The sequence below is a fragment of the Streptococcus sp. KHUD_010 genome (assembly GCF_040207525.1).
In the GTDB taxonomy this organism is placed as follows: Bacteria; Bacillota; Bacilli; order Lactobacillales; family Streptococcaceae; genus Streptococcus; species Streptococcus hominis.
The window spans coordinates 1,653,872-1,676,091 of the sequence record NZ_CP157941.1 but is presented as its reverse complement, the minus strand read 5'-3'; the positions used below and the strand labels follow the sequence as shown (position 1 = coordinate 1,676,091).

The following is a 22,220-nucleotide window of genomic DNA, read 5'->3' as shown; positions in this document are numbered from 1 at the left end:
CTCCTTGTTATTTTTTCCGATATTGACTAGGAGTTATTTGGTAATACTTTTTGAATTGACGATTGAAGTTAGAGAGATTGTTAAAGCCAGACTGTGTAGCAATTTCTAGGACGGGCAAGGTAGAGTGTTGCAAGAGTTCAGCCGCTTTTCGCAAGCGAAATTGAATCACGTATTCCATGCAAGATACCCCAAGATGTTTCTTAAAGAAATTCATGAAATGGGTATCGCTGTAACCACAAATTTGAGCAAGCTGATCAATCGTGAGTTCCTCTTGATAATGACTACCAATGTAATCAATAATGGTACGGATTTTTTCTTCCTTGCGATAACCTTCCAAAGATTGCTCTTTTGAAATCACATAGCCATTTTCAAATAAGAGAAAAAAGAGTTGGTTGAGCTGGGATTTGAGCTGAAATTCAAAATACTCTGTACGGTAATAGCCTGTTTTCATGGCATCAAGTAAACACTGCCGAATGTCTGCATAGGCTGGCTGATTGGGTTTGATGACACGAACAAAATCCAACTGACCATTATAAAGTGGCTGCAAATATTCAATACTAGCTTGATCCATCGCAGAATAGCCCATTAAGTCCAAATGAAAGTTAATCGCATCCATATAATGGCGACGATTTTCAATTGGGTGAATGGAGTGAAGAGCATTGGGACGAATCAGGATAATATCACCTGCTTCACTATTAAAGTAATCATAATCAATGTGAAACTGCGCAGTTCCCTCATGAACATAAACCAGTTCAACATCCGTATGCCAATGAAAGAGAATGTCCGGCTGACCGTTTTTTGTAATGGTTCGTGTGAGAGAATAAGGAGTGCCTTGATTTCTGTAAACGATATCTTTGTGTAATGTTCCCAGATCCATAAGTGTTGCTTCTTTCGTAGAATAATATCAATTTATAAGAGAATTGTGTTAGAAAATACTCTTGTCTAAGATTATAATATAATTAAGTAAAAAATAAAAGAGGTAAAAGTCATGAGTAAATTTCCAGCAGACTTTCTTTGGGGCGGTGCAACAGCTGCCAATCAATACGAAGGAGCTTACAATGTGGACGGGAAAGGTCTTTCGGTTCAAGATGTGACACCAAAAGGCGGCATGCCAGCTAAAGCAGGTGATCTCAATCCTTTGATTACAGATGAGCCAACAGCAGACAATCTCAAATTAGAAGGGATTGACTTTTATCATCGTTACAAAGAAGATATTGCCCTTTTTGCAGAAATGGGCTTCAAGGTTTATCGTACTTCCATTGCTTGGTCACGGATTTTCCCAAATGGTGATGAAACGGAGCCAAATGAAGCAGGTCTAAAGTTTTATGATGATCTCTTTGATGAATTGGCAAAATATGGCATTGAGCCTTTAGTGACTTTGTCGCACTATGAAACACCGCTATACTTGGCACGCAAGTACAATGGTTGGGCAAATCGTGATTTGATTGGCTTTTATGAGCGCTATGTTCGTACTGTCTTTACTCGCTACAAAGACAAGGTGAACTATTGGTTGACCTTTAATGAAATCAACTCCGTTCTTCATGCGCCATTTATGAGTGGAGGGATTGCAACACCAGTAGAAGAATTGTCCAAGCAAGACCTTTATCAAGCAGTTCATCACGAACTAGTGGCATCAGCTCTTGCAACGAAGATCGGGCATGAAATCAATCCAGACTTTAAGATTGGTTGTATGGTACTAGCCATGCCAGCTTATCCGATGACGCCAAAACCAGAGGATGTACTGGCTGCCCGTGAGTTTGAAAATCAAAACTATCTCTTTTCAGATATTCATGCGCGTGGTAAATACCCAGCATATATGAACCGTTTCTTCAAGGAAAATGGAATTGAGATTCAATTTGCACCGGGTGATAAGAAATTGATGGCAGAACATACCGTAGACTTCATCTCCTTCTCTTATTATATGAGTGTGGTTCAAGCTCATGATCCAGAAAGTTATTCTGCTGGTCGTGGAAATGTTCTAGGTGGTCTGCAAAATCCTTATCTGGCAAGTTCTGAATGGGGTTGGCAAGTTGACCCAATCGGTCTGCGTCTAGTTCTCAATGCTTTCTATGACCGCTACCAGTTGCCACTCTTTATCGTAGAAAATGGTCTCGGTGCTAAAGATGTCTTGGTAGATGGTCCTAATGGTCCGACTGTTGAAGATGATTATCGTATTGATTATCTTAAACAACATTTGCAACAGGTCGGCGAAGCAATTGAAGATGGTGTTGAACTCTGGGGCTATACCACTTGGGGCTGTATTGACCTCGTGTCTGCTTCAACAGCTCAGATGAGCAAGCGTTACGGATTGATCTATGTTGACCGAAACGACGATGGAACAGGGACTTTGGCTCGCTACAAGAAGAAATCATTTGACTGGTACAAAGAAGTTATTGCAACGAACGGAGAAAAACTCTATGAAGATTGAGCATGCAGCCCTTTATGTTCGAGATTTAGAAGGGGCGAAATGCTTCTTTGAAACATATTTTGAAGCAAAAAGTAATCAGCTCTACTATAATCAGAAAACAGGTTTTCAGTCTTACTTCCTCAGCTTTGACGAAGGAGCAAGATTGGAAATCATGACTCGAAAGGAAGGTTTGGCGGAGAACAACCAAGAACTTCTCTTTTTGGGCTATCATCATTTGGCTTTCAGTCTAGGAAGCAGAGAAAGGTAGATGAATTGACAGCTAGACTCCAAGCAGACGGTTATCAACTTTTAAGCGGTCCACGTTTGACAGGCGATGGTTACTATGAAAGTTGTATTCTAGTTTTGGAAGGTAATCAGATTGAGTTGACCGTATGAGTAGCTAAATTTGCTCCTTATAAATAGAGAGTGGGACAGACATCAATCATTTGAAGAATGTGATTTTTCAGCAAGTCCTAGTTTCTAGTTGCTGACCTAAAACAGCCTACTGGACCGTTTTATCCCACCTCCGCACAAGTTGGTTAGGATAGCCACTATCGCCGGTACAGCTAGGGATAAGGTTATCCAATTAACCACTGCATTTTGCAAGCTAAACGATAAATACATGAGGTTGGAAATTTTTGTCCCAACCTCCTTTTTTGTGTTAAACAAATGAACTGAAAGTTGTAACATAGATATCAGGCGAAAAATATCTCAGTGCCGCTCTCTGTTGTTTTTACCTTAAAAATTTTCCAAATAGAGAAATCATTTTGATTTTACTCTTTTTCAGTCGTATTTATTTTTGAAAGTTAAAAAAGACAAACCTCAAAAAGAAGTTTGTCTCGCATTTTATAAGGGTTTGCTAAACAGTCATAAGAGCTGTCGTCGCATACAACTTAACCCCAAAACTTCTTAGCGATTTCTTGACCTTGTTTTATTTTAGCCCATTGTTGTGGAATAGCTAGTTCATTGCCTGAATCGCAGGAAGCAAAACCGCATTGATGTGACAGCAGGAGACGTTCCTTAGGAAAGATGGTGCTGGCTTGTTCTAATAAACGAAGCACGCGTTCTTCATCATCCAGATCAGTTGTCTTACTAGAAAGAAGTCCAAGAACAACTTCGGCATCTTTATCTTTCAGAGAAGCAAGAGCTTTCAAATCACCTGAGACGTCACTGTCCCATTCTAAGAAGAAGCGGTCATAGTGTTGATCACGCAAGAATTTTTCCGCAATCGCTTCATAAGTTCCGCCTGATGCTGAACGGCTTTCATAGTTTCCGCGGCAGTTGTGTGTCCAAACTTTCAGTCCTAATTGATGCCCGTAATCAGCCACCTCGTTATTGATCGCAATGAATTCATCAGCTAAATCAGCCAGCGCAGCATTGCCATCAGCAAAAAACGAAGCAGGATTTGATTCATCAAAAAGTTCCCAAAGGCAGTCATCAAACTGGATAATCTCACCGCCAGCTTCCTTGTATTCTGTCAAAAATTCCTTGTAGGCCTTGATAAGACCAGCTTTTAATTCGTCATTGGTTTTGTAAACTTGCCCTTCACCAGCAAGTTTATCAAAGATAGCCAGTTCTGTGTAAGCATGAGCAGGACCCCAAATGGTTAATTTTGTTTGCGTATCACCAGCTTCTTCCTTGAGCAGTTTGTAAATATCTAGAAAATGATGATTTTTACCTGAAAGTGGCTGGGTAATGCGAATACCGATGTCTTTACGTGTTTCGTACTGTCCGCCATCATGGTCTTTAAAAGTGTAGCCGTGGTCTGCAATGTAACGTTCAATACCTTTAAGTCCCCAAATAAAATCTAAATGCCACATGGACTTAGAATATTCACCATCTGTCAAAATATCAATACCATTTGCCTTTTCATCAGCAATGATCTTTTTAATCTCTGCTGTCTCCGTTTCAAGATAGCCGGGAAAACTGTCGTAAAATGGATAGTGAATATCATCACGATGTTCGATTTTATTTTTGTAGGCAAGTAGGTTGGCTGGGCGGAGTAAGGAGCCAACGAGCTGGAATTTTGATTGTGTCATGTCAAAAGCCTCTTTCTAAATTTCTTACTTTTTATTGTACACAAGCTAAGCACTTTTGAAAAATAGTTAATTTAGAGGAAGAGATATAGTTTAAAACTATACCCGAAAAGGCCAGTCCTTGCTTGAATACAATTGTTTCCTCTTCAACTCTCTTTTTGGTAAAATAGAAGAAAAAGGTTTGTTTAATATTTTGATATTTTTAAATGTGCTATAATCCTTTTGAATAGGATGTAAATGTAGCCAATCCTGTCCTGCATTATCCAAGCGGAATTACAGAAATGGTAAAAGGATAGTTGTACATCATGAAATAAATGAACGATGGGATTTGAATTTGAAAGGAATGATTGTTAAAGGTGATAACATGCCAATTAAGATGATTGTGACTGATATGGATGGCACGCTCTTAGATGAAAAAGGGGAATTCAATCGAGGTCGGTTGAAAAATATATTGGATGAGCTGGACAAGCGGGAGATTCGGTTTGTGGTGGCAACGGGCAATGAAATTCACCGGATGCGCTTGCTATTTGGGGATTTGCTGGAGCGCGTGACCTTGATTGCTGCAAATGGTGCGCGGATTTTTGATAAAAACGAGGTACTGCTGGGTACATGTTGGTCTCAAGACTTAATTGCACAAGTCTTGTCTTACTTTGAAGGGAGAGAACGTGATGTGCACCTCGTCGTCACAGCTGAAAATGGTGCCTTTGTCAAAACGGGGACGGTTTTCCCTATGATTGAAAAAGTCATGACAGCAGAAATGGCGCAAGAATTTTACCGAAAGATAAACTTTGTTGAAACATTGCGTCCAGACGATTTCCCACAAGTTCTGAAAATGAGCATGGTGGTAAACGAGCAAGTAGCAGTTCAGGCTACTCGACAGCTCAATCAGGATTTTGCAGACACATTAAACGCAGTCACAAGCGGCTATGGAGCGATTGACATTTTGCAAAAAGGAATCCATAAAGCTTGGGGGTTGGAGCAATTGATGCAAAAATGGGAAATTCAAGAGCAAGAAATCATGGCCTTTGGAGATAGTGAAAATGACATTGAAATGCTGCAATTAGCAGGGATTTCCTATGCTATGGAGAATGCAGATCCTAAAACCAAGGCAGTTGCCAATCACCTTGCACCAGCAAATACAGAGGCGGGTGTCCTGACAGTATTAGAGAGCTATTTGAGCAAAGGAGAGAGTTAATGGCTGTCCAATTATTAGATGAATGGCTTTTGAATGAGCAAGAGCAGGTCAGACAAAAGTACCAAGATTTGAATCGTATATCCCTTGAAGACCCTGATGTACTTTTTCTGGGAGATTCCATTGTTGAATATTTTCCATTGCATGAGTTATTAAAAACATCAAAAACACTAATAAACCGTGGAATTCGAGGGTATCGATCCGATTTGTTGCTAGAACATTTAGAATCTCTTTTATTCGGGCAGGCTGTTGATAAGGTCTTTCTCCTCATCGGCACCAATGATATTGGCAAGGAAATCCCGCAGCAAGAAACGGTGAAAAATGTGGAAAATATCATTCAAACGATTACTAGGAATTATCCTCTTGCAGAAATCTGCCTTCTGTCTGTTTTACCAGTCAATGAAACCGCTACTTATAAAAAGCGCGTTCATCGAAGAAGCAATCAAAAAATTCAAGCCCTCAATCATGCTTATCAAGAGTTAGCTTCTGCTTATATGAATGTGACCTTTTTGAATATCTATGACAATCTGCTAGATGAAGCAGGACAATTAAAAGAATCATTTACCACCGACGGGCTGCATTTGACGGTCGCAGGCTATCAAGTGCTGGCAGAGCGAATAGCAGAACAGTTGTAATCTTTGAGTCAACTATAGATTGGCAATTTTGAACTCGTTTCAATAGATATAATACCAAAAAATTATTATTGTCATAAAAATTTAATTTTATATATTTTAACTCATATGATATAATGAAAAATAATTATAAACTGTTGAAGGAATAGTATGAGTACATTATTAGCTACAAGATTAAAAAGTAAACGATTGGAATTAGGGTTATCCCAAAAAGAATTAGCCGAAGGGGTATGTGAGCAAGGTCAGATTAGTAGAATGGAAAAAGGCAAGTATATGCCTGGTTCGGATCTTTTATATTCATTATCGAAAAAAATGAATGTAACAATGAATTATTTTTTTGATGATAGTGTACTTGGTGAGACATCTAAGTTGGTACAATTCAAAGAGCTGGTAGAATCCTTTCTAGTAAAGCGTGAGTATGATTCATTAAAATATTTATACAGTTTAGAAGTTGATAAACAACATAGATTGCCATTATCAGACCAAAATTATCTTGAATGGATAGGGGCAATTGTTTCATTTCATTGTGATAATAAAAGAGAAGAGGCTATTAAAAAATTAGAAAAAATGCTTGTACGATTAAGTAAAGATGAGTTAATGTACCTTCGTATCTCTAATACCTTGCTTAATTTCTTTTTAGAAGAAAAAAATAATGATGAATTTGAAAAATGTTATCAAGCAGTACTACCTAAACTTCAAAGTATTGATTTTACTCATATAATAGAGCTGAAAATTTATATTAAAATTAGATATAATTTTTGCCGATATCTTTGGAAAAGCTCCCAGATTGAGAAGGGGATAGAGGAAACGCTTGATGTTATTGAAAAATGTAATGAATACAGTTGTAGTTATTTATTAGCAGATTTATACTGTATATTAGCAAATATTAGCGAGGATTTTTCTAGCCAAAGTATTGTAAAACAATATTTTACGCTTTCGCAAGTATTATATAAACTAAGCGGCAATGAAAAAATGGCATTGACGCTTGAAAAGTATCTTCGTGATAATTTTCAAAAAGTGTAAGTTAAAGATAAATTGTAGAAAAACACGAATAATCTTATGTCCAGTTAATTATGGGGATAATTTTATTCGTGTTTTATTTTTGAAACTGCTACCTTAAAACTAAGGGAATATATCCAAGCGCAGAAGATAATTATAGTTATAATTATAAAAAAAATGACTATTTTTATAAAAATCTATTGAAATAGTTTATTCAAAGGTATATAATGTGTACCTAGAAAGGAGATTTAATTCTGTTAAAAATATGAAGAATGTTATCAAAAATTTTTTGTTTCTATCAGGAATATGAGAATAAAGAAAATGTTACAAATAAATTACAAATATTTCTAAAATGTGTTGATTTTTACAAAATAAAGTTGTATAATGACTTTGGAATTTAAGGATTCCTGAAAAAGAAAGGAAATACAATGAAAAAATCATATAAATTGGCAAGTGTAACCATGTTATGTTCCTTGTTTCTACTTGGTGCTTGTCATAAAAATGAAGTCAAAAGTGGGACAATGGACATTCAGTAAAAACAACGAAAACAACAAAAAGTAGTAGCTCTAAAAAGGCAAAATCAGCCAAAACTACAAAAAAGAGTACCGCTAAAGCGAGTAATTCTAAATCAGAAAGTAATACTCAAACTGCCAGTGAATCGACATCGTCAGCGCCAGTTCAGCCATCCGCAAACCAGTCCTCTTCAAGTGTAGCGAATGCCAATAATGGCAACTCTACTTCATCGAAAACAACGTCCACAGTTGATATAAATGCTCTTGCTAGTGGGAACTTCTCAACGATTTCAGGAACTTGGAGTAATGATTCTGGGAGAAGTGTTACAGTTAGCTCCAATGGTCAGGCCACTTTTGTGGGTGAAAATAGAGAATATGCTCTAGCAGCTAATGAAACAAACATCAGTGGGTGTGTTTGGGGAACGATTTATCCAAAAGACGCTCAAGTAGGTGGTGCGGCATTCATTGTGATTCCTGCAGGAATAGCTGATCCTATTACAGGAAATGTCTCTAATACAGATCGTATTTTGATTGGGCAAGATGAAAATGCCAATGCACATCCCTTTTATAGAAATTAAGATGATAAACATAAATTAGAAAGTAGGACAAGTGATGAAAAAAAGAATGTTTGATCACGAAGAACAACGTTTTTCCATTCGTAAATATTCGTGCGGTGCGGCTTCTGTTTTGATTGGATGTGTCCTCTTTATGGGTGGTCAAACCGTGTCAGCTGATGAACGAGCCACGACTAGAACAATACCTGAAGCGGCTCAAGTTGGCACAGTAAATAAGACTCAAAACACAATTGAATCAACTGATGTGTCTTCTCAATCAGCAGCAACTCAAAAAGAAACTGCTGTAACAACAACTGCGCCAACTAGTTCTTCAGCGGATAAAGCTGTTTCTGTAGCTACAGAGACGACACCTTCTCAAACAACGACTGTTGATGCAGCGACACAGACAGAAGACGAAACAACAAATTCATCTGTTGATGCAACAACAGACACAGCTACCCCTTCAACAACTGCAAAAATTGAAAAGAGTCCTGTCGAAAAAGAAGCAGGGAAAGAAGAAATTGATGTTGCGAAATTGATGGATAAAACGCAAACAGTGCACGAAGCACGTCTGGCAGAATCCAAAGTAGCGCAAAGTGTACCTTCTTTACCAAGTCAGGGCTATTACACTTATACGAAACGTACGGAAGTGAAGAATGAACCGAAAGCAAGTGCAGCATTGCAATTTTATGTGAATGCGGGGGATCGCGTTTTTTACGACCAAGTTTTGATTGCAGATGGATACCAATGGCTAAGTTACCGCTCTTATAGTGGAGCTCGTCGCTATGCGGCTATTAACAAGCTGGTTCAATCTGAACCTCAACAACCAGTGAAACCAACACTTTCTTCAACAGGAACTCTCCCTTCTAGAGGAAGATATGCTTTCTCTAGAACGACAGAGGTTAAGAATGAAGCTAAATTGTCAGCTCCGACACAATTTACCTTTAATAGGGGCGACAGTGTCTACTATGATAAAGTGCTGGAAAATGATGGCTATCAATGGATTAGCTATGTTTCATATAGCGGTGTTCGTCGTTATGCGGCTGTGACAAAATTAGCTCAGTCAGAGTCTCAAAAACCAGCTCAAAACAAGGTGACAGGTACGATTCACATTGAAAACAAGACTTCCCAAGGTTTTGATGTGGTGGTGACAAATGTCAGCTCGACCAAGGGTGTGAAGACAGTGAAGCTGCCTGTTTGGTCCAGCCAAGGCGGTCAAGATGATGTGATTTGGTACGATGCAGTCAAGCAAACAGACGGCACTTACAAGTTGAGTGTAGATATTCGCCGCCATAAAAACAATCGTGGCGAGTACAACATTCACATGTATTACATTCAGTCAGACGGTAGCTTGCAAGGTGTAACGGGTACAACGACCAAGGTGGAAGGCTCTCAAACGGGTGCAAAAGAAGTACAATATAATGGCTCTTACTACTTTATCCAAGGTAAATATGATGAAATTGTAGTAGCAAATAAAAAGCATCCGATGGCTGCTAACTACAATCCTGGTGAAAATCTAACTGCAAAAGCTGCTTTCCTTCGATTAAGAAATGATATGATTGCGAAAGGCTATAATGTTGGATATGCTTATAGTGGCTTCAGAACTTATGATTATCAAAAAGTTTTGTATCAAAATTATGTGAATAAAGATGGACAAGCTGCTGCGGATCGTTACTCTGCACGTCCCGGTTATAGTGAGCACCAAACAGGTCTTGTCTTTGATTTAACGGATAAAGCGGGCAATCTTTTAGAGGATACTGCTGCAAGTAATTGGTTGAAGAACAATGCACATCGCTACGGTTTTGTAGTCCGTTACCAACCAGGGAAAGAAGCTTCGACAGGATACATGCCAGAAGCATGGCATATTCGTTACATTGGTAAGGAAGCTGATGAAGTTTATCATTCTGGTTTGAGTTTAGAGGAATATTATGGCTTTGAAGGTGGAGATTACGCTTCATCAGTAACTTCGTCAAAACCAACGACTCCGTCACCCCAAACACCTGCTATCCCTGCTCAAGGTGTCTATCGTTTTACAAAACGCTCCTCTATCAAAGCAGAAGCTAGAATGTCAGCCCCTGAATTGGCTTATTATGATGCCGGGCAATCGGTCACTTATGATAAGGTTTTGAATGCAGATGGTGCGACATGGATTTCTTATATTGCTTTTAGCGGAAAGAGACGGTATATTGCTATTGCTTAATTCAAACTTTACAACATCTACGGTTGAGAATCCGTAGGTGTTTTTTTATATTTGAAAAGCATTGTTTATTATGTCACAAACTTAGATAAAGCATAAAAGGAAATGCTGTTGTGTATAAGCTTTTTGATATTTTCTGAGATTGTGAAAATCTGTGAGCAAATTTTTTGTAAACAAATTCAAAAAGTATTATGATATTACCGTAACTAAAAAACAGATTTTGAAATTGCAATTCCATTCTCTGAGATGGAGGATTATTATGTCTAATGTGAAAACAGTGCCCGCTGCTGTTGCTATGCTTCGTGTATTAGAAGCATGGGGTGTGGAAAATGTTTACGGTTACCCTGGTGGTTCTGTCAATTCAACTATGAATGCGCTGGATCTGGAAAAGGAAAACATTCACTTTGTTCAAGTTCGTCACGAACAAGTTGGAGCTCTTGCAGCTGCAGCTCATGCTAAATTGACTGGAAAAATAGGCGTAACTCTTGGATCTGCTGGCCCTGGTGCTGTCAATCTTTTAAATGGCTTGTACGATGCGCGGGAAGATCATGCTCCGGTTTTGGCTTTGGTTGGTCAAGTTCCTAGCACAAATATGAATTATGATTATTTCCAAGAGTTTTCTGAATTACCGATGTTTAGTGATGTTGCGGTTTACAACCGAGTGGTTATGACACCAGAAAGTCTCCCCTATGTTGTCGATAAAGCGATTCGTGAGGCTTATAAACATAATGGTGTAGCTGTTGTTATCATGCCAAATAATTTTGGTTATGTAGAAATTCCAGATGTAGATTATGCTTCTCATACAGCAGAAAAAAACTTACCGTTGCCACAAGCAACGGATGCCGAAGTGGATCAATTTCTTGAACTAGTAAAAGCCGCTAAGCGTCCTATTTTTCATGTAGGTTCTGGTATCGGGAACAATGCCCAGTTATTGATAGAACTGTCTCAAAAATTGCAAATTCCGATTGCTGTAGCAGGTCTGGCTAAGGGCAAAATTCCAGATGACTTTGAAGCCAACTTAGGAACATTGAATCGTGCTGCTTCTAAGGTTGGTGATGAAGCTTTTGCGGCGGCTGATCTGGTGATTGCTCTTGGGACAAACTTCCCATTTGCCAACTTAGTTTATCGTTCTCATGATTTTAAGTTTGTTTCTATTGATATTGATGCTGCTAATTTTGGTCGTCATCACTACTTGGATTTAGGAATTTTATCAGATTCTGGAAGTTTTCTGAAAAAAGCCTTGGAACGTAGTGAACCGGTCGCTCCGCAACCATTTTATCAAGCAAGTGTGGCAGCCATGAAAGATTGGAAAGCTTATCTGGCACGTTTAATGCAAAAAGCAGACGGACCACTAGAGTTCGAACAAGTTTATCGCGAAATCAACCGCATTTCAGATGCCAATGCTGTCTATGGTATTGATGTTGGGGACAATATTATCAATAGCTTCCGCTTCTTAAACTTTACACCAGAGAAGAAATGGACCATCTCCGCTCTTTTTGCCACCATGGGTTATGGTGTACCAGCTTCTATCGCAGGTCAATTTGCTTTTCCAAATCGCCAAGTTTTCAATATTGCTGGGGACGGTGCATTTTCAATGGTGATGCAGGATCTGACGACCCAAGTCAAATACCAGTTGCCAATTATCAATATTATCACTTCTAACAATTCACTCAACTTTATCAAGTCTGAACAGGAAGATCTGGTCATGAACTTTTCAGGCGTAGATCTCTACGAAGTAGATTTTGCGAAAGTTGCAGAAGGAATGGGAGTAGAGGGAATAACAGTTAAAACTTTAGAGGAATTGCCAGCTGCATTTGACCGCGCACTTGAAGTTTCAAAATCTGGGAAGCCTGTTTTGATTGATGCTAAAATCACAGACAAACGTGGTATCCCTGTGGAAGAGTTGGAATTGGATATTATTGATGGTGACTTTGTAGAAAAAATTTCTGCTGGTTATCAAGAAACACATGGTCAAATGAGTCCAGAAGAATTCTTTGCGGCTTATGATGGGCAAGAGCTGCGACCTATTACAGCCTATTTCAAAGAATATGGTGTCAAGCCATAACGTGAGCCACAGCTTATCTTAATTTTTACGACCTTTATAGTAGTTAGAGTGGGAAGGCATCCCCTCTAACTCTACTATAAATTGCAAAAGCTGTTTCACTTCATTAAATTGGTATAAATTTTATACAAATTCTTATTATTCTGATCTGTTAGATAGACTGATTGAGTTTTTTGTTTTGAGAGAATGAAAGCGCTTGCTTTTAAAAGGTTTAATCTGACTTTCTCTGCAGATATGCATTAGACAGGAGGAAATATGATGTCTTACCAAACTAGTAGTGCTGAAGGCCCAGTTGATTTCATTAACACTTATGATTTAGAACCCATGGCTTAGAAGGTCATTCCCAAAGCTGCATTTGGCTATATTGCAAGTGGAGCTGAGGATACCTTTACTTTGCGAGAAAATATTCGTGCCTTTAATCATAAGCTAATTGTACCTCACACGCTTCGCAATGTAGAGAATCCAAGTACAGAGATTGAATTTGGCGGGGATAAACTATCGTCTCCAATTATTCTAGCCCCGGTAGCGGCTCATAAGCTAGCGAATGTACAAGGAGAAGTGGCTTCAGCAAAAGGTGTGCATGAATTTGGTTCTCTCTACACCACTAGCTCTTATTCAACAGTCGATCTTCCAGAAATTTCGCAAGCTCTTCAAGGACCCCCCCATTGGTTCCAGTTCTACTTTAGTAAAGATGATGGCATTAACCGTCATATCATGGATCGGGTTAAAGCTGAAGGGTATAAAGCAATTGTTTTGACAGCAGATGCGACTGTTGGGGGCAATCGTGAAGTGGACAAACGCAATGGCTTTGTTTTTCCAGTTGGCATGCCGATTGTAGAAGAATACCTTCCTGATGGTGCAGGCAAGACAATGGACTTCGTTTACAAATCAGCTAAGCAAAAATTATCCCCTCGTGATGTGGAATTTATCGCATCTTACTCAGACCTTCCTGTCTATGTCAAAGGTCCACAATGCCGTGAAGATGTAGAGCGCTCGCTTGATGCCGGTGCTTCTGGTATTTGGGTGACCAACCACGGTGGACGGCAAATTGACGGCGGTCCGGCAGCATTTGATTCATTGCAAGAAGTGGCTGAAACAGTTGACAAACGTGTACCAATTGTCTTTGACTCAGGTGTCCGTCGTGGTCAGCATGTCTTTAAGGCACTCGCTTCTGGGGCAGATTTAGTGGCTATTGGACGACCTGTGATTTATGGTCTAGCTCTTGGTGGTAGTGTTGGTGTCCGCCAAGTCTTTGAGCATATCAATGATGAATTAAAAACAGTGATGCAATTATCTGGTACCCAAACGATTGAAGAAGTAAAACACTTCAAACTTCGTCACAATCCTTATAATCCAACTTTCCCAGTAGACCCACGGGATTTGAAATTGTACTAAAATGGATAAATTATCATCCAACTCTCTTTGGCTTTTCAAAGGGAGTTTTGTTATGCTAAGCGATAGAGAAATGAAGTCAGATACCCGATTTTAATAACAATATTCAGTTCTAAATGACAAAAGTTAGCAAAAGTCGTTAATGCACTTGGAAAATAGAATAGTATCACTATTTGACAGTATTTTATAAGAAAACTTCTTCTTTGTTTGTTATAATATAAAGTGTAGAAAACGTTTTATATTATAAGGAGGAAGATATGACAGAAAAATTGACTTTTCCAGATGGATTTTTATGGGGCGGAGCGACCGCTGCCAACCAATGTGAAGGGGCCTATGATGTTGATGGTAGAGGTCTTGCAAATGTCGATGTGGTGCCGATTGGTGCGGATCGTTTCCCGATTATTGCTGGTAAGAAAAAGATGTTTGACTTTGAGGAAGGCTATTTCTATCCGGCAAAAGAGTCCATTGATATGTATCATCATTTTAAAGAAGATATTGCGCTTTTTGGCGAAATGGGCTTTAAAACTTATCGACTCTCTATCGCCTGGTCTCGGATTTTTCCAAAGGGAGACGAGCTGGAACCTAATGAGGCAGGCTTGAAATTTTACGAAGACCTCTTTAAGGAATGCCATAAGTATGGCATCGAGCCTCTGGTGACTATTACCCACTTTGACTGTCCTATGCACTTGATTGAGGAGTACGGGGGTTGGCGCAGTCGCAAAATGCTGGAATTTTATGAGCGTCTTTGCCGCACGCTATTTACTCGTTACAAGGGTTTGGTCAAATACTGGCTGACCTTCAATGAAATCAATATGATTCTTCATGCACCGTTTATGGGAGCAGGACTTTACTTTGAAGAAGAGGAAAATGAAGAGCAGGTCAAATACCAAGCAGCTCATCATGAATTGGTAGTCTCAGCTATTGCGACGAAGTTGGCTCATGAAATTGACCCTGAAAACAAGGTTGGCTGCATGCTGGCGGCTGGTCAGTATTATCCAAATACAGCCAATCCAGCAGATTACTGGGCAGCTTTGCAGGAAGATCGAGAAAGCTATTTCTTCATTGATGTCCAATCCAGAGGAGAATATCCAAACTATGCTAAGAAAAAATGGGAACGTGAAGGTATTGAAGTTGAAATGACAAAAGAAGACCTAGAATTGCTTAAGACCTATACGGTGGATTTCATTTCCTTCTCTTATTATTCCAGCCGGGTGGCTTCTGGTGATCCAAAGGTCAATGAAAAAACTGCCGGAAATATCTTTGCCTCGCTTAAGAATCCTTACCTAGAAGCTTCTGAGTGGGGCTGGCAGATTGATCCGCTGGGCTTGCGAATTACCCTTAACGTCATCTGGGATCGCTATCAAAAACCCATGTTTATCGTGGAAAATGGTCTGGGAGCAGTCGATACGCCGGATGAAAATGGCTATGTCGAAGATGACTACCGCATTGACTACCTAGCTGCCCATATCAAGGCGATGCGTGATGCAATTAATGTAGACGGCGTAGAACTTCTAGGATACACCACTTGGGGCTGTATCGACCTAGTGTCAGCCGGTACTGGCGAGATGAAAAAACGTTATGGCTTCATCTATGTTGACCGTGACAACGATGGAAACGGCACACTCAAACGTTCCAAGAAGAAATCCTTTGACTGGTATAAAGAAGTCATTGCGACCAATGGAGCAAGTGTGAAATAGAGCACTTGGGGTGTGAGACAGAATTTAAAATCAGTTTAATTGGCTCTCTTATTTCAAGAATTTGGTGAGAGTGGGGCAGAAATCAGTAGTTGCGTAGAAACTTGATTTCGTCATCCCGCTCTCTTTTTTGCTTTCCGTTGACTTCCGTCTTTTTCCTTGCTACACTAGGGATAAGAGATTTTGTTGGAAATGGAAGTAATATGGCTACTATTTTAATCATCGAAGATAATAACGATATCCATGAAATTTTAAAAGATTTGTTTGAAACTGAGCACAGAGTTTTCTCAGCTTATTCTGGAACGGAAGGATTGCTTATATTTGCGCAGGAAAAGATTGATTTGGTGCTGCTGGATATTATGTTGCCAGGGAAAAATGGCGATCAGGTCTTGGCAGAAATTCGCAAAAGCAGTCAGATTCCAGTGGTCATGCTGACAGCTTTGGGTGAGAAGTCGCTGGTTAGTCAGTATCTGTTGGACGGCGCGAATGATTACATCGTCAAACCGTTCGATCTGGACGAGCTTTTTGCGCGTGTGACAGTGCAGTTGCGTAACCACCTTTCACAAGAGCAAGCAACGGAAATTCAAGGGATAAAAAATATCCGTCTTTCACCAGATACATTTGAAGTGGTCAATGGCGAGAAGCGAGTTCGTTTGGGGAAGAAGGAGTATCAGATACTTCAAACCTTGCTTCGTCATCCGAAGAAAATTTACACAAAAGAAGAATTATTTGAATTGGTTTGGGGAGAACCCTACCTGCCGGGAGATAATACACTGAACACTCACCTTAGCAATCTTCGTAAAAAATTGGCCCAAGTAGATGATTCGGAAGAATATATCGAAACGATTTGGGGACTGGGTGTACGACTCAAGGAGGACTGAGAATGCTTGATTTTATACTAATTATGTTCATCGGTCTGCTTGGGCTCTTGCTCGTACGTTATCATGCTGCGGTCCGTAATTTTTCACAGCAGGTTCGTGAGAAACGAGAAACTGGTAGTCAAATTCGTTTGGCACCTCAAAACTACACCCAAACGATTGTTGAGTTGGCAAATGAAGTTGAAAAGCTCTTTCAAGAAGTAGAGCAGACACGTTTTATCGCTCGTCAGGAAAAGAAAACCTTGGATATGGCGATTAGCAATATTGCTCATGATATTCGCACACCCTTGACCATTGCTAGTGGCTATACCCAACAGCTTATAAAGGGAAAAGAAGAAAATGAACAGCTGTTGAAAATTGCAACCAATCTGTCCGTTGTTTCCAATCGTTTAGAAGCTCTCATGGAATACCGCCGTCTTATGGAGGGTGCAGTTCGACCGCAGTTTCGACAAATAGATATTTCCAAACCGGTTGCAAAGCAAATGCTTTCTTTTTATGATGCTTTTCAAAAGCAAGGAATTGAATTGCAAGTAAATTTGCAGGAGGGGTTAGTAGCAAAGACAGATCCAGAAATTTTGGAGCGAATTGTCCAAAATATGCTAAGTAATGTCCTCAAGCATGGAAAGGAAACTGCCCAGCTATCTTTAATCCGAAAAGATGCGGCTATTCATTTAAGTGTAAAAAACATTGTCCGTCAGCCCATTCAACATTTGGAAAAATTGACCAATCGTTTTTATTCTGAAAACCTCTCTAACACGGAAGAATCCTCTGGTTTAGGACTTTATATAACTCAGCAACTGGTAGATATTCTTGGCGGTGATTTAACCATGAAAGCTGAAGGAGAATGGTTTGGATTGTTTATCCGTTTGTGAATATTTTATACAGAAAAACAACTAATCATTTGACTAGCTGTTTTCTTTTGTTATAAATCTTTTCTTTTAAATACTTGTAAACCACTAAATGCAAAGAAAAGTGTGATGAGAAGGGCAATTGTTATGGTTTTGAAGACCATATCTTGCTTAGAGACCATGTCAAAATAGAATTGCATGTTCAAGTATTTCAACCAATCAACATCTGGATAAAAGGTAGTTGGCAAACCTAGCAGGGAAGCACCGACAAAATAGGTGAAAATAGCAGCTATAATAGAGTTAGTAGCATATAATGTGAATGAAACAAGACTAACCCAAGCAAAGGCACAGATAAATTGGACGCCAATCATAATGAGAAAATTCGAAAGGAAATGTTTTGGTGCTGTTCCAATGCCATTGATAAGTGTAGCTGGAATAAACGCAGAATAGGTTAGAATCAGTTGAAACACGATGAGACTAGCCAGAACAAAGAATTTAGATAGATAGAATTCTGTTCGTGAGATACCGCTAGTAATAGAATTTTTATATAATTTTTGAGTAAGATCAATTCCAATTAATAAAACAACAAGGATGATAATAAAAATAATAGTATTACTAAAATTACCAGAAGTTTTAGTGATAGCTTCAAAACCAGTCCAACCACTCTTCTTCTCCAATGCGTTTAAAGCTTTTGTGTCTGTATGTACCCCTACATTCCCCATAACACCATAGAGCACACCGGATAATAGTGTGATGATAAAGAAGAACTCCGTAATCCAAAAACCCTTTGAGCGAAAGAAACGATAAAAGTCTGCTTGAATAGTATGAATCATGATAAACCTCCCTCTATTTTACCAAATCTGTAAAGTATTTTTCTAAGTCTTGGCGTGCATAGTAGATTTCGTTGATAGCAATATTCATCTTTCCTAATTCTTGAATGATAGTGTTAATCTCATGCGAATGAGTAAAAATGTGTATCTCATCTGTTGCATTCACGACTTTCAGACGGTAGCCCAGATGATCGTGGAGTATGCTGCTTGCCTTGGCGAGATTATTTGTTTTCAAAACAATATAATCTTCACTTTCTTCTTCAAACTCTGCTTTCGTGATTTCTTTGATAAGTTGACCGTTTTCGATAATGCCGAATTTTGTAGCAACTAGGTATAGCTCGCTTAAAATATGACTGGAAATGATAAAGGTCATATTTAATTCTTCATTGAGACGTTGCACCAACTGGCGGAATTCTTTGATTCCGACAGGGTCAAGCCCGTTAATCGGTTCATCCAAAATCATTAAATCAGGCTTGGATAGAAGTGCAATGGCAATACCCAAGCGCTGTTTCATTCCAAGAGAAAAATCTCGAAATTTTTTCTTACCAGTATTAGTCAGTCCGACATAAGAGAGAGTTTCTTGAATAACCTTATTTGCATTGGGAATATGTCGTATTTTGCAGCAATAGTTTAAATTTTCATAAGCGGTCAGGTGGGCATAAGCGGCAGGAGCTTCAATGACAGAACCGACTCGCTTGAGAGCGTGCGTCCATTCGGATTTATTAGAAGAGCCAAAGAGAGCAACCGTACCGCTATTGGGTTGAATCAGTTGGGTAATCACTTTGATAAGCGTTGTTTTACCAGCTCCATTTTTCCCAATCAGACCGTAAATTTCTCCTTGCTTCACGGTGAGACTGACATCATCCAAAGCGAGTTGTTGTCCAAATTTCTTGCTGATGTGTTTCACATTTACAACAGTTTCCATAACGTGACCTCCGTTTTTTCTATCGTAGAGTTCCCCTCTTTTCACTATTTAGTATACACAATGCCTGTCAAATAAGTCTCAAGCAATTCTCAAATATTTCTAAAATTAACAGAGCCAAACTTTTTACATGCCAAAAAGAAATTAAAATTTAACGCAAACGCTTGCAAAGAATGCAAAATTTGTATAGTATGGAAAAGAAAAAAGACGAAAGCGAGATGTACAATGCAAAGAAAATGGTGGCATGATGCCGTGATTTATCAAATTTATCCAAAGAGTTTTATGGATAGTAATGGAGATGGAATTGGGGATTTAAAAGGAATTACAAGTAAATTGGATTACTTGAAAAAACTTGGAATTACCGCTATTTGGCTTTCTCCGGTTTATAAGAGTCCGATGGACGATAACGGTTATGATATTGCTGATTACGAAGCAATTGCAGATATTTTTGGTTCTATGGAGGATATGGAGGAACTGATTGCAGAAGGAGAGAAGCGCGATATTAAAATCGTTATGGATTTGGTGGTCAATCATACTTCTGACGAGCACGCTTGGTTTGTAGAGGCGCGAGAACATCCAGATAGTCCAGAGCACAGTTATTATATCTGGCGAGATAAACCAAATGATTTAGACTCTATTTTTGGTGGCTCTGCTTGGCAATATGATGAAAAAGCTGGGCAATATTACCTGCACTTCTTTAGCAAAAAACAACCTGATCTCAACTGGGAAAATGAAGCCCTACGTCAAAAAATCTACAAGATGATGAATTTCTGGATTGACAAGGGAATTGGTGGTTTTCGTATGGACGTGATTGACATGATTGGCAAAGTACCCGACCAGAAAATTGTCAATAACGGACCAATGTTGCACCCTTACTTGCAGGAGATGAACCGTGCAACATTTGGGGAGAAGGATTTACTGACAGTTGGCGAAACTTGGGGTGCCACTCCTGAAATTGCAAAGCAGTATTCCGATCCAAAGAATCATGAATTATCCATGGTGTTCCAATTTGAGCACATTGGTCTTCAATACAAACCGAATCAACCCAAATGGGATGTGGCAGCTGAATTGGACGTTCCTAAGCTCAAAGAGATTTTTGCTAAGTGGCAAAATGAATTAGGCGTAGAAGAGGGGTGGAATTCACTCTTTTGGAATAATCACGACCTTCCGCGTGTTGTCTCTATCTGGGGAAATGATACGAAATACCGCGAGAAGTCAGCCAAGGCTTTGGCGATTTTACTTCATCTGATGCGTGGGACTCCTTACATTTATCAAGGAGAAGAAATTGGCATGACCAATTATCCTTTTAAGACTTTGGAAGAAGTGGAAGATATTGAATCTCTCAATTATGCCCGTGAAGCCCTTGAAAAGGGGGTACCGCTGGATAATATTATGGCAAGCATTTGCGCGATTGGGCGGGACAATGCTCGCACACCTATGCAGTGGAATGCTAGTCAACAGGCAGGCTTTTCAACCGGTCAACCTTGGCTAGCTGTCAATCCTAACTATCCAACGATCAATGTAGAAGCAGCTCTGGAAGATTCAAATTCTATTTTTTATACTTATCAAAAATTGATTCAATTGAGAAAAGACAATGATTGGTTGGTGACAGCAGACTTTAAACTACTCGAAACAGCTGATAAGGTGTTTGCTTATCTACGAGAAACATCTACAAAGAAATATCTGGTCGTGATGAATTTTTCTAACGACGAGCAAGATTTTACCTGGGAAAATACTGTAAAGAAAGTTTTGATTGCGAATACAGAAGTGACCACTGCACTTCAAAATCACAAATTACAAGCTTGGGATGCTTTCTGTGTAGAGATTGATTGAGTAGAAGGTTCGATGAGAATAAACGGATAAGAAAATAGAGGTTGGGAATTTGTCCCAACCTCTAATCATACTGTGTAATAAACTGATGACGCATTGGCTAATTTCAAAACATGGCTTTGAGGAGTGAATTTAAAAAGCAGACTTTTGCCTAACTCTCATACTAAATAAAGCTTGTCTGTCAAAATTCGTGACAAAAAAACACCTAAACTGACTGATTATTAACTATTGTAATCCTATCGCCTTTCACTAGCACAGCTTGCTGATTGGTTAATTTAAGCAGTTTTAACTGTCCATCGTAAACATCAGCCGTTTGTTTAGCCGTTTCTTCAAAAGGAAAGTCGCCCCAATGCGGCAGGACAGAAAAATCAACCAGACCTAAGGCAGCATCATCCGTCAAATCAAGTGCTAGATTTTTATCATCTATTATCTGGCTGTAAGTATCGCTTGATGCAATGATAGCGCTAGCTGATTCACCAATATAAACCATTCCTTGATCCATACGCTCGCGAATCAGAGACAGTAATTCTTTTCCCTTTAATTCCTGCAAAAGATAGAAGGTATTGCCGCCTGAAATGTGGAGGCAAGGCGTTTGAGTAATCTTTTCTCTCACCACAGCCTCTGTCGCTTCTGCTATATCCAGAGGAACAATGTCAAATTGCAAATCAGCAAAAACAGCCCTGCCTTCATCAATATAATCGGTGTATTCTGCTACATTTCCAGCTGTAGGAATAAAAAGAACTTTCTTTTCCAACTCATGCTACTCTGCAAATTTTTCAAATAAAGGCTGCACTCCTGCAAAATACGAGCATAAGAATAAGGTTTTCATAGTCTAATCCTTTCTTATAAAAGCTGTTTCATTTCCTTAGGATGCAAGATTAAGACCTTGCGGATAAAGGAATACTTCTCTTTCATGGCATCAAAATCTGAGCCAGAATCTTTGAGTTTAGCCTCTGCATAAAATTTAAAGCCTGTCCCTTGATAGTTATTACGTCCTTCAACGTCTCTGCTTCCTAAGGTTACAATGACCTTGGAATTTTGCGCCAGATCTGCCTCCAAGTGTGTCATGCCCGCAGCTGGGATAAGCAAAGAACCATCTGATTTGGTTTGCAGATAGCTGTTCCATGTGTTGGTAATATGAGGTTCTATTCCACTCCCCCAAGAACGAGCGACACAACTCCCTCATGCTTTAAGACTTCTAAAAATTTATCTGGAAACACTGTACTCTCCTTTTC

General features: G+C 39.2%; 15 protein-coding genes and 4 pseudogenes. 13 read left to right on the top strand and 6 right to left on the bottom strand.

What is annotated here, in order from left to right; all coding sequences use genetic code 11:
• Nucleotides 1–7 precede the first annotated feature (7 nt).
• A complete protein-coding gene (locus ABKA15_RS08215) occupies nt 8–877 on the bottom strand; it encodes an AraC family transcriptional regulator (RefSeq protein WP_049513822.1) in 870 nt (289 codons plus the stop codon).
• A gap of 111 nt (nt 878–988) precedes the next feature.
• Here ABKA15_RS08215 and ABKA15_RS08210 point away from each other — a divergent pair, with 111 nt between their 5' ends.
• The gene (locus tag ABKA15_RS08210; RefSeq protein ID WP_049513823.1) at nt 989–2,428 is read left to right on the top strand and encodes a glycoside hydrolase family 1 protein; all 1,440 of its coding nucleotides are present in this window, start codon (nt 989–991) and stop codon (nt 2,426–2,428) included.
• Nucleotides 2,418–2,803, top strand: a pseudogene (locus ABKA15_RS08205) (VOC family protein). Before ABKA15_RS08210 ends, ABKA15_RS08205 begins: the two are co-directional and overlap by 11 nt.
• 497 nt (nt 2,804–3,300) lie before the next feature.
• Here the strand turns inward: ABKA15_RS08205 and ABKA15_RS08200 are convergent.
• A complete protein-coding gene (locus ABKA15_RS08200; RefSeq protein WP_049513827.1) occupies nt 3,301–4,446 on the bottom strand; it encodes a cobalamin-independent methionine synthase II family protein in 1,146 nt (381 codons plus the stop codon).
• 361 nt (nt 4,447–4,807) lie between these two features.
• Between ABKA15_RS08200 and ABKA15_RS08195 the strand changes: the two genes are divergently transcribed.
• From ABKA15_RS08195 to ABKA15_RS08150, 10 genes and pseudogenes are all read left to right on the top strand, one after another.
• A complete protein-coding gene (locus ABKA15_RS08195; protein WP_350015343.1) occupies nt 4,808–5,638 on the top strand; it encodes a Cof-type HAD-IIB family hydrolase in 831 nt (276 codons plus the stop codon).
• Nucleotides 5,638–6,270: an SGNH/GDSL hydrolase family protein gene (locus ABKA15_RS08190; protein WP_049513830.1), complete on the top strand. Its 633-nt coding sequence runs from the start codon at nt 5,638–5,640 to the stop codon at nt 6,268–6,270. The genes ABKA15_RS08195 and ABKA15_RS08190 overlap by 1 nt, the downstream gene beginning before the upstream one ends.
• A gap of 147 nt (nt 6,271–6,417) precedes the next feature.
• Complete coding sequence (locus ABKA15_RS08185; protein ID WP_049513832.1) at nt 6,418–7,290, top strand: helix-turn-helix domain-containing protein; 873 nt, start codon at nt 6,418–6,420, stop codon at nt 7,288–7,290.
• Nucleotides 7,291–8,134: 844 nt separating this feature from the next.
• Nucleotides 8,135–8,356, top strand: coding sequence for a hypothetical protein (locus ABKA15_RS08180; protein ID WP_225620218.1), 222 nt, complete (start codon nt 8,135–8,137; stop codon nt 8,354–8,356).
• A gap of 34 nt (nt 8,357–8,390) precedes the next feature.
• Nucleotides 8,391–10,532 carry an LD-carboxypeptidase LdcB/DacB gene (gene ldcB, locus ABKA15_RS08175; protein WP_186832783.1) on the top strand — a complete coding sequence of 714 codons (2,142 nt, stop codon included), beginning with the start codon at nt 8,391–8,393 and terminating at the stop codon, nt 10,530–10,532.
• Nucleotides 10,533–10,788: 256 nt separating this feature from the next.
• Complete coding sequence (gene spxB, locus ABKA15_RS08170) at nt 10,789–12,594, top strand: pyruvate oxidase (protein ID WP_049513835.1); 1,806 nt, start codon at nt 10,789–10,791, stop codon at nt 12,592–12,594.
• A gap of 255 nt (nt 12,595–12,849) precedes the next feature.
• A pseudogene (gene lctO, locus ABKA15_RS08165) lies at nt 12,850–13,986 on the top strand (L-lactate oxidase).
• A 254-nt stretch (nt 13,987–14,240) separates the two neighbouring features.
• Entirely contained in the window at nt 14,241–15,680 is a 1,440-nt protein-coding gene (locus tag ABKA15_RS08160; protein WP_049513837.1) for a 6-phospho-beta-glucosidase, read from the top strand.
• 200 nt (nt 15,681–15,880) lie between these two features.
• Nucleotides 15,881–16,558, top strand: coding sequence for a response regulator transcription factor (locus ABKA15_RS08155; RefSeq protein ID WP_049513838.1), 678 nt, complete (start codon nt 15,881–15,883; stop codon nt 16,556–16,558).
• Nucleotides 16,559–16,560: 2 nt separating this feature from the next.
• Entirely contained in the window at nt 16,561–17,427 is an 867-nt protein-coding gene (locus tag ABKA15_RS08150; RefSeq protein ID WP_350015342.1) for a HAMP domain-containing sensor histidine kinase, read from the top strand.
• 50 nt (nt 17,428–17,477) lie between these two features.
• Here the strand turns inward: ABKA15_RS08150 and ABKA15_RS08145 are convergent, their stop codons facing one another.
• Nucleotides 17,478–18,236 (bottom strand): ABC transporter permease, encoded by a 759-nt coding sequence (locus ABKA15_RS08145; protein ID WP_049513842.1) that lies wholly within the window; start codon nt 18,234–18,236, stop codon nt 17,478–17,480.
• A gap of 13 nt (nt 18,237–18,249) precedes the next feature.
• A complete protein-coding gene (locus ABKA15_RS08140; RefSeq protein WP_049513844.1) occupies nt 18,250–19,158 on the bottom strand; it encodes an ATP-binding cassette domain-containing protein in 909 nt (302 codons plus the stop codon).
• Nucleotides 19,159–19,380: 222 nt separating this feature from the next.
• Between ABKA15_RS08140 and ABKA15_RS08135 the strand changes: the two genes are divergently transcribed.
• A complete protein-coding gene (locus ABKA15_RS08135) occupies nt 19,381–20,988 on the top strand; it encodes an alpha-glucosidase (protein ID WP_049513845.1) in 1,608 nt (535 codons plus the stop codon).
• A gap of 202 nt (nt 20,989–21,190) precedes the next feature.
• On the opposite strand, the pseudogene ABKA15_RS08130 reads toward ABKA15_RS08135, so the two are convergent.
• Together ABKA15_RS08130 and ABKA15_RS08125 are read right to left on the bottom strand one after the other, a co-directional pair.
• Nucleotides 21,191–21,814, bottom strand: a pseudogene (locus tag ABKA15_RS08130) (Type 1 glutamine amidotransferase-like domain-containing protein).
• Between the two features lie 14 nt (nt 21,815–21,828).
• A pseudogene (locus ABKA15_RS08125) lies at nt 21,829–22,205 on the bottom strand (pyridoxamine 5'-phosphate oxidase family protein).
• Nucleotides 22,206–22,220 lie beyond the last annotated feature (15 nt).

Coding starts and splice junctions, on each gene's coding strand:
- ABKA15_RS08135 (WP_049513845.1), top strand. CDS start 19,381: ATGCAAAGAAAATGGTGGCATGATGCCGTGATTTATCAAATTTATCCA.
- ABKA15_RS08200 (WP_049513827.1), bottom strand. CDS start 4,446: ATGACACAATCAAAATTCCAGCTCGTTGGCTCCTTACTCCGCCCAGCC.
- ldcB (WP_186832783.1), top strand. CDS start 8,391: ATGAAAAAAAGAATGTTTGATCACGAAGAACAACGTTTTTCCATTCGT.
- ABKA15_RS08160 (WP_049513837.1), top strand. CDS start 14,241: ATGACAGAAAAATTGACTTTTCCAGATGGATTTTTATGGGGCGGAGCG.
- ABKA15_RS08150 (WP_350015342.1), top strand. CDS start 16,561: ATGCTTGATTTTATACTAATTATGTTCATCGGTCTGCTTGGGCTCTTG.
- ABKA15_RS08155 (WP_049513838.1), top strand. CDS start 15,881: ATGGCTACTATTTTAATCATCGAAGATAATAACGATATCCATGAAATT.
- ABKA15_RS08190 (WP_049513830.1), top strand. CDS start 5,638: ATGGCTGTCCAATTATTAGATGAATGGCTTTTGAATGAGCAAGAGCAG.
- ABKA15_RS08215 (WP_049513822.1), bottom strand. CDS start 877: ATGGATCTGGGAACATTACACAAAGATATCGTTTACAGAAATCAAGGC.
- ABKA15_RS08210 (WP_049513823.1), top strand. CDS start 989: ATGAGTAAATTTCCAGCAGACTTTCTTTGGGGCGGTGCAACAGCTGCC.
- spxB (WP_049513835.1), top strand. CDS start 10,789: ATGTCTAATGTGAAAACAGTGCCCGCTGCTGTTGCTATGCTTCGTGTA.
- ABKA15_RS08195 (WP_350015343.1), top strand. CDS start 4,808: ATGCCAATTAAGATGATTGTGACTGATATGGATGGCACGCTCTTAGAT.
- ABKA15_RS08140 (WP_049513844.1), bottom strand. CDS start 19,158: ATGGAAACTGTTGTAAATGTGAAACACATCAGCAAGAAATTTGGACAA.
- ABKA15_RS08185 (WP_049513832.1), top strand. CDS start 6,418: ATGAGTACATTATTAGCTACAAGATTAAAAAGTAAACGATTGGAATTA.
- ABKA15_RS08145 (WP_049513842.1), bottom strand. CDS start 18,236: ATGATTCATACTATTCAAGCAGACTTTTATCGTTTCTTTCGCTCAAAG.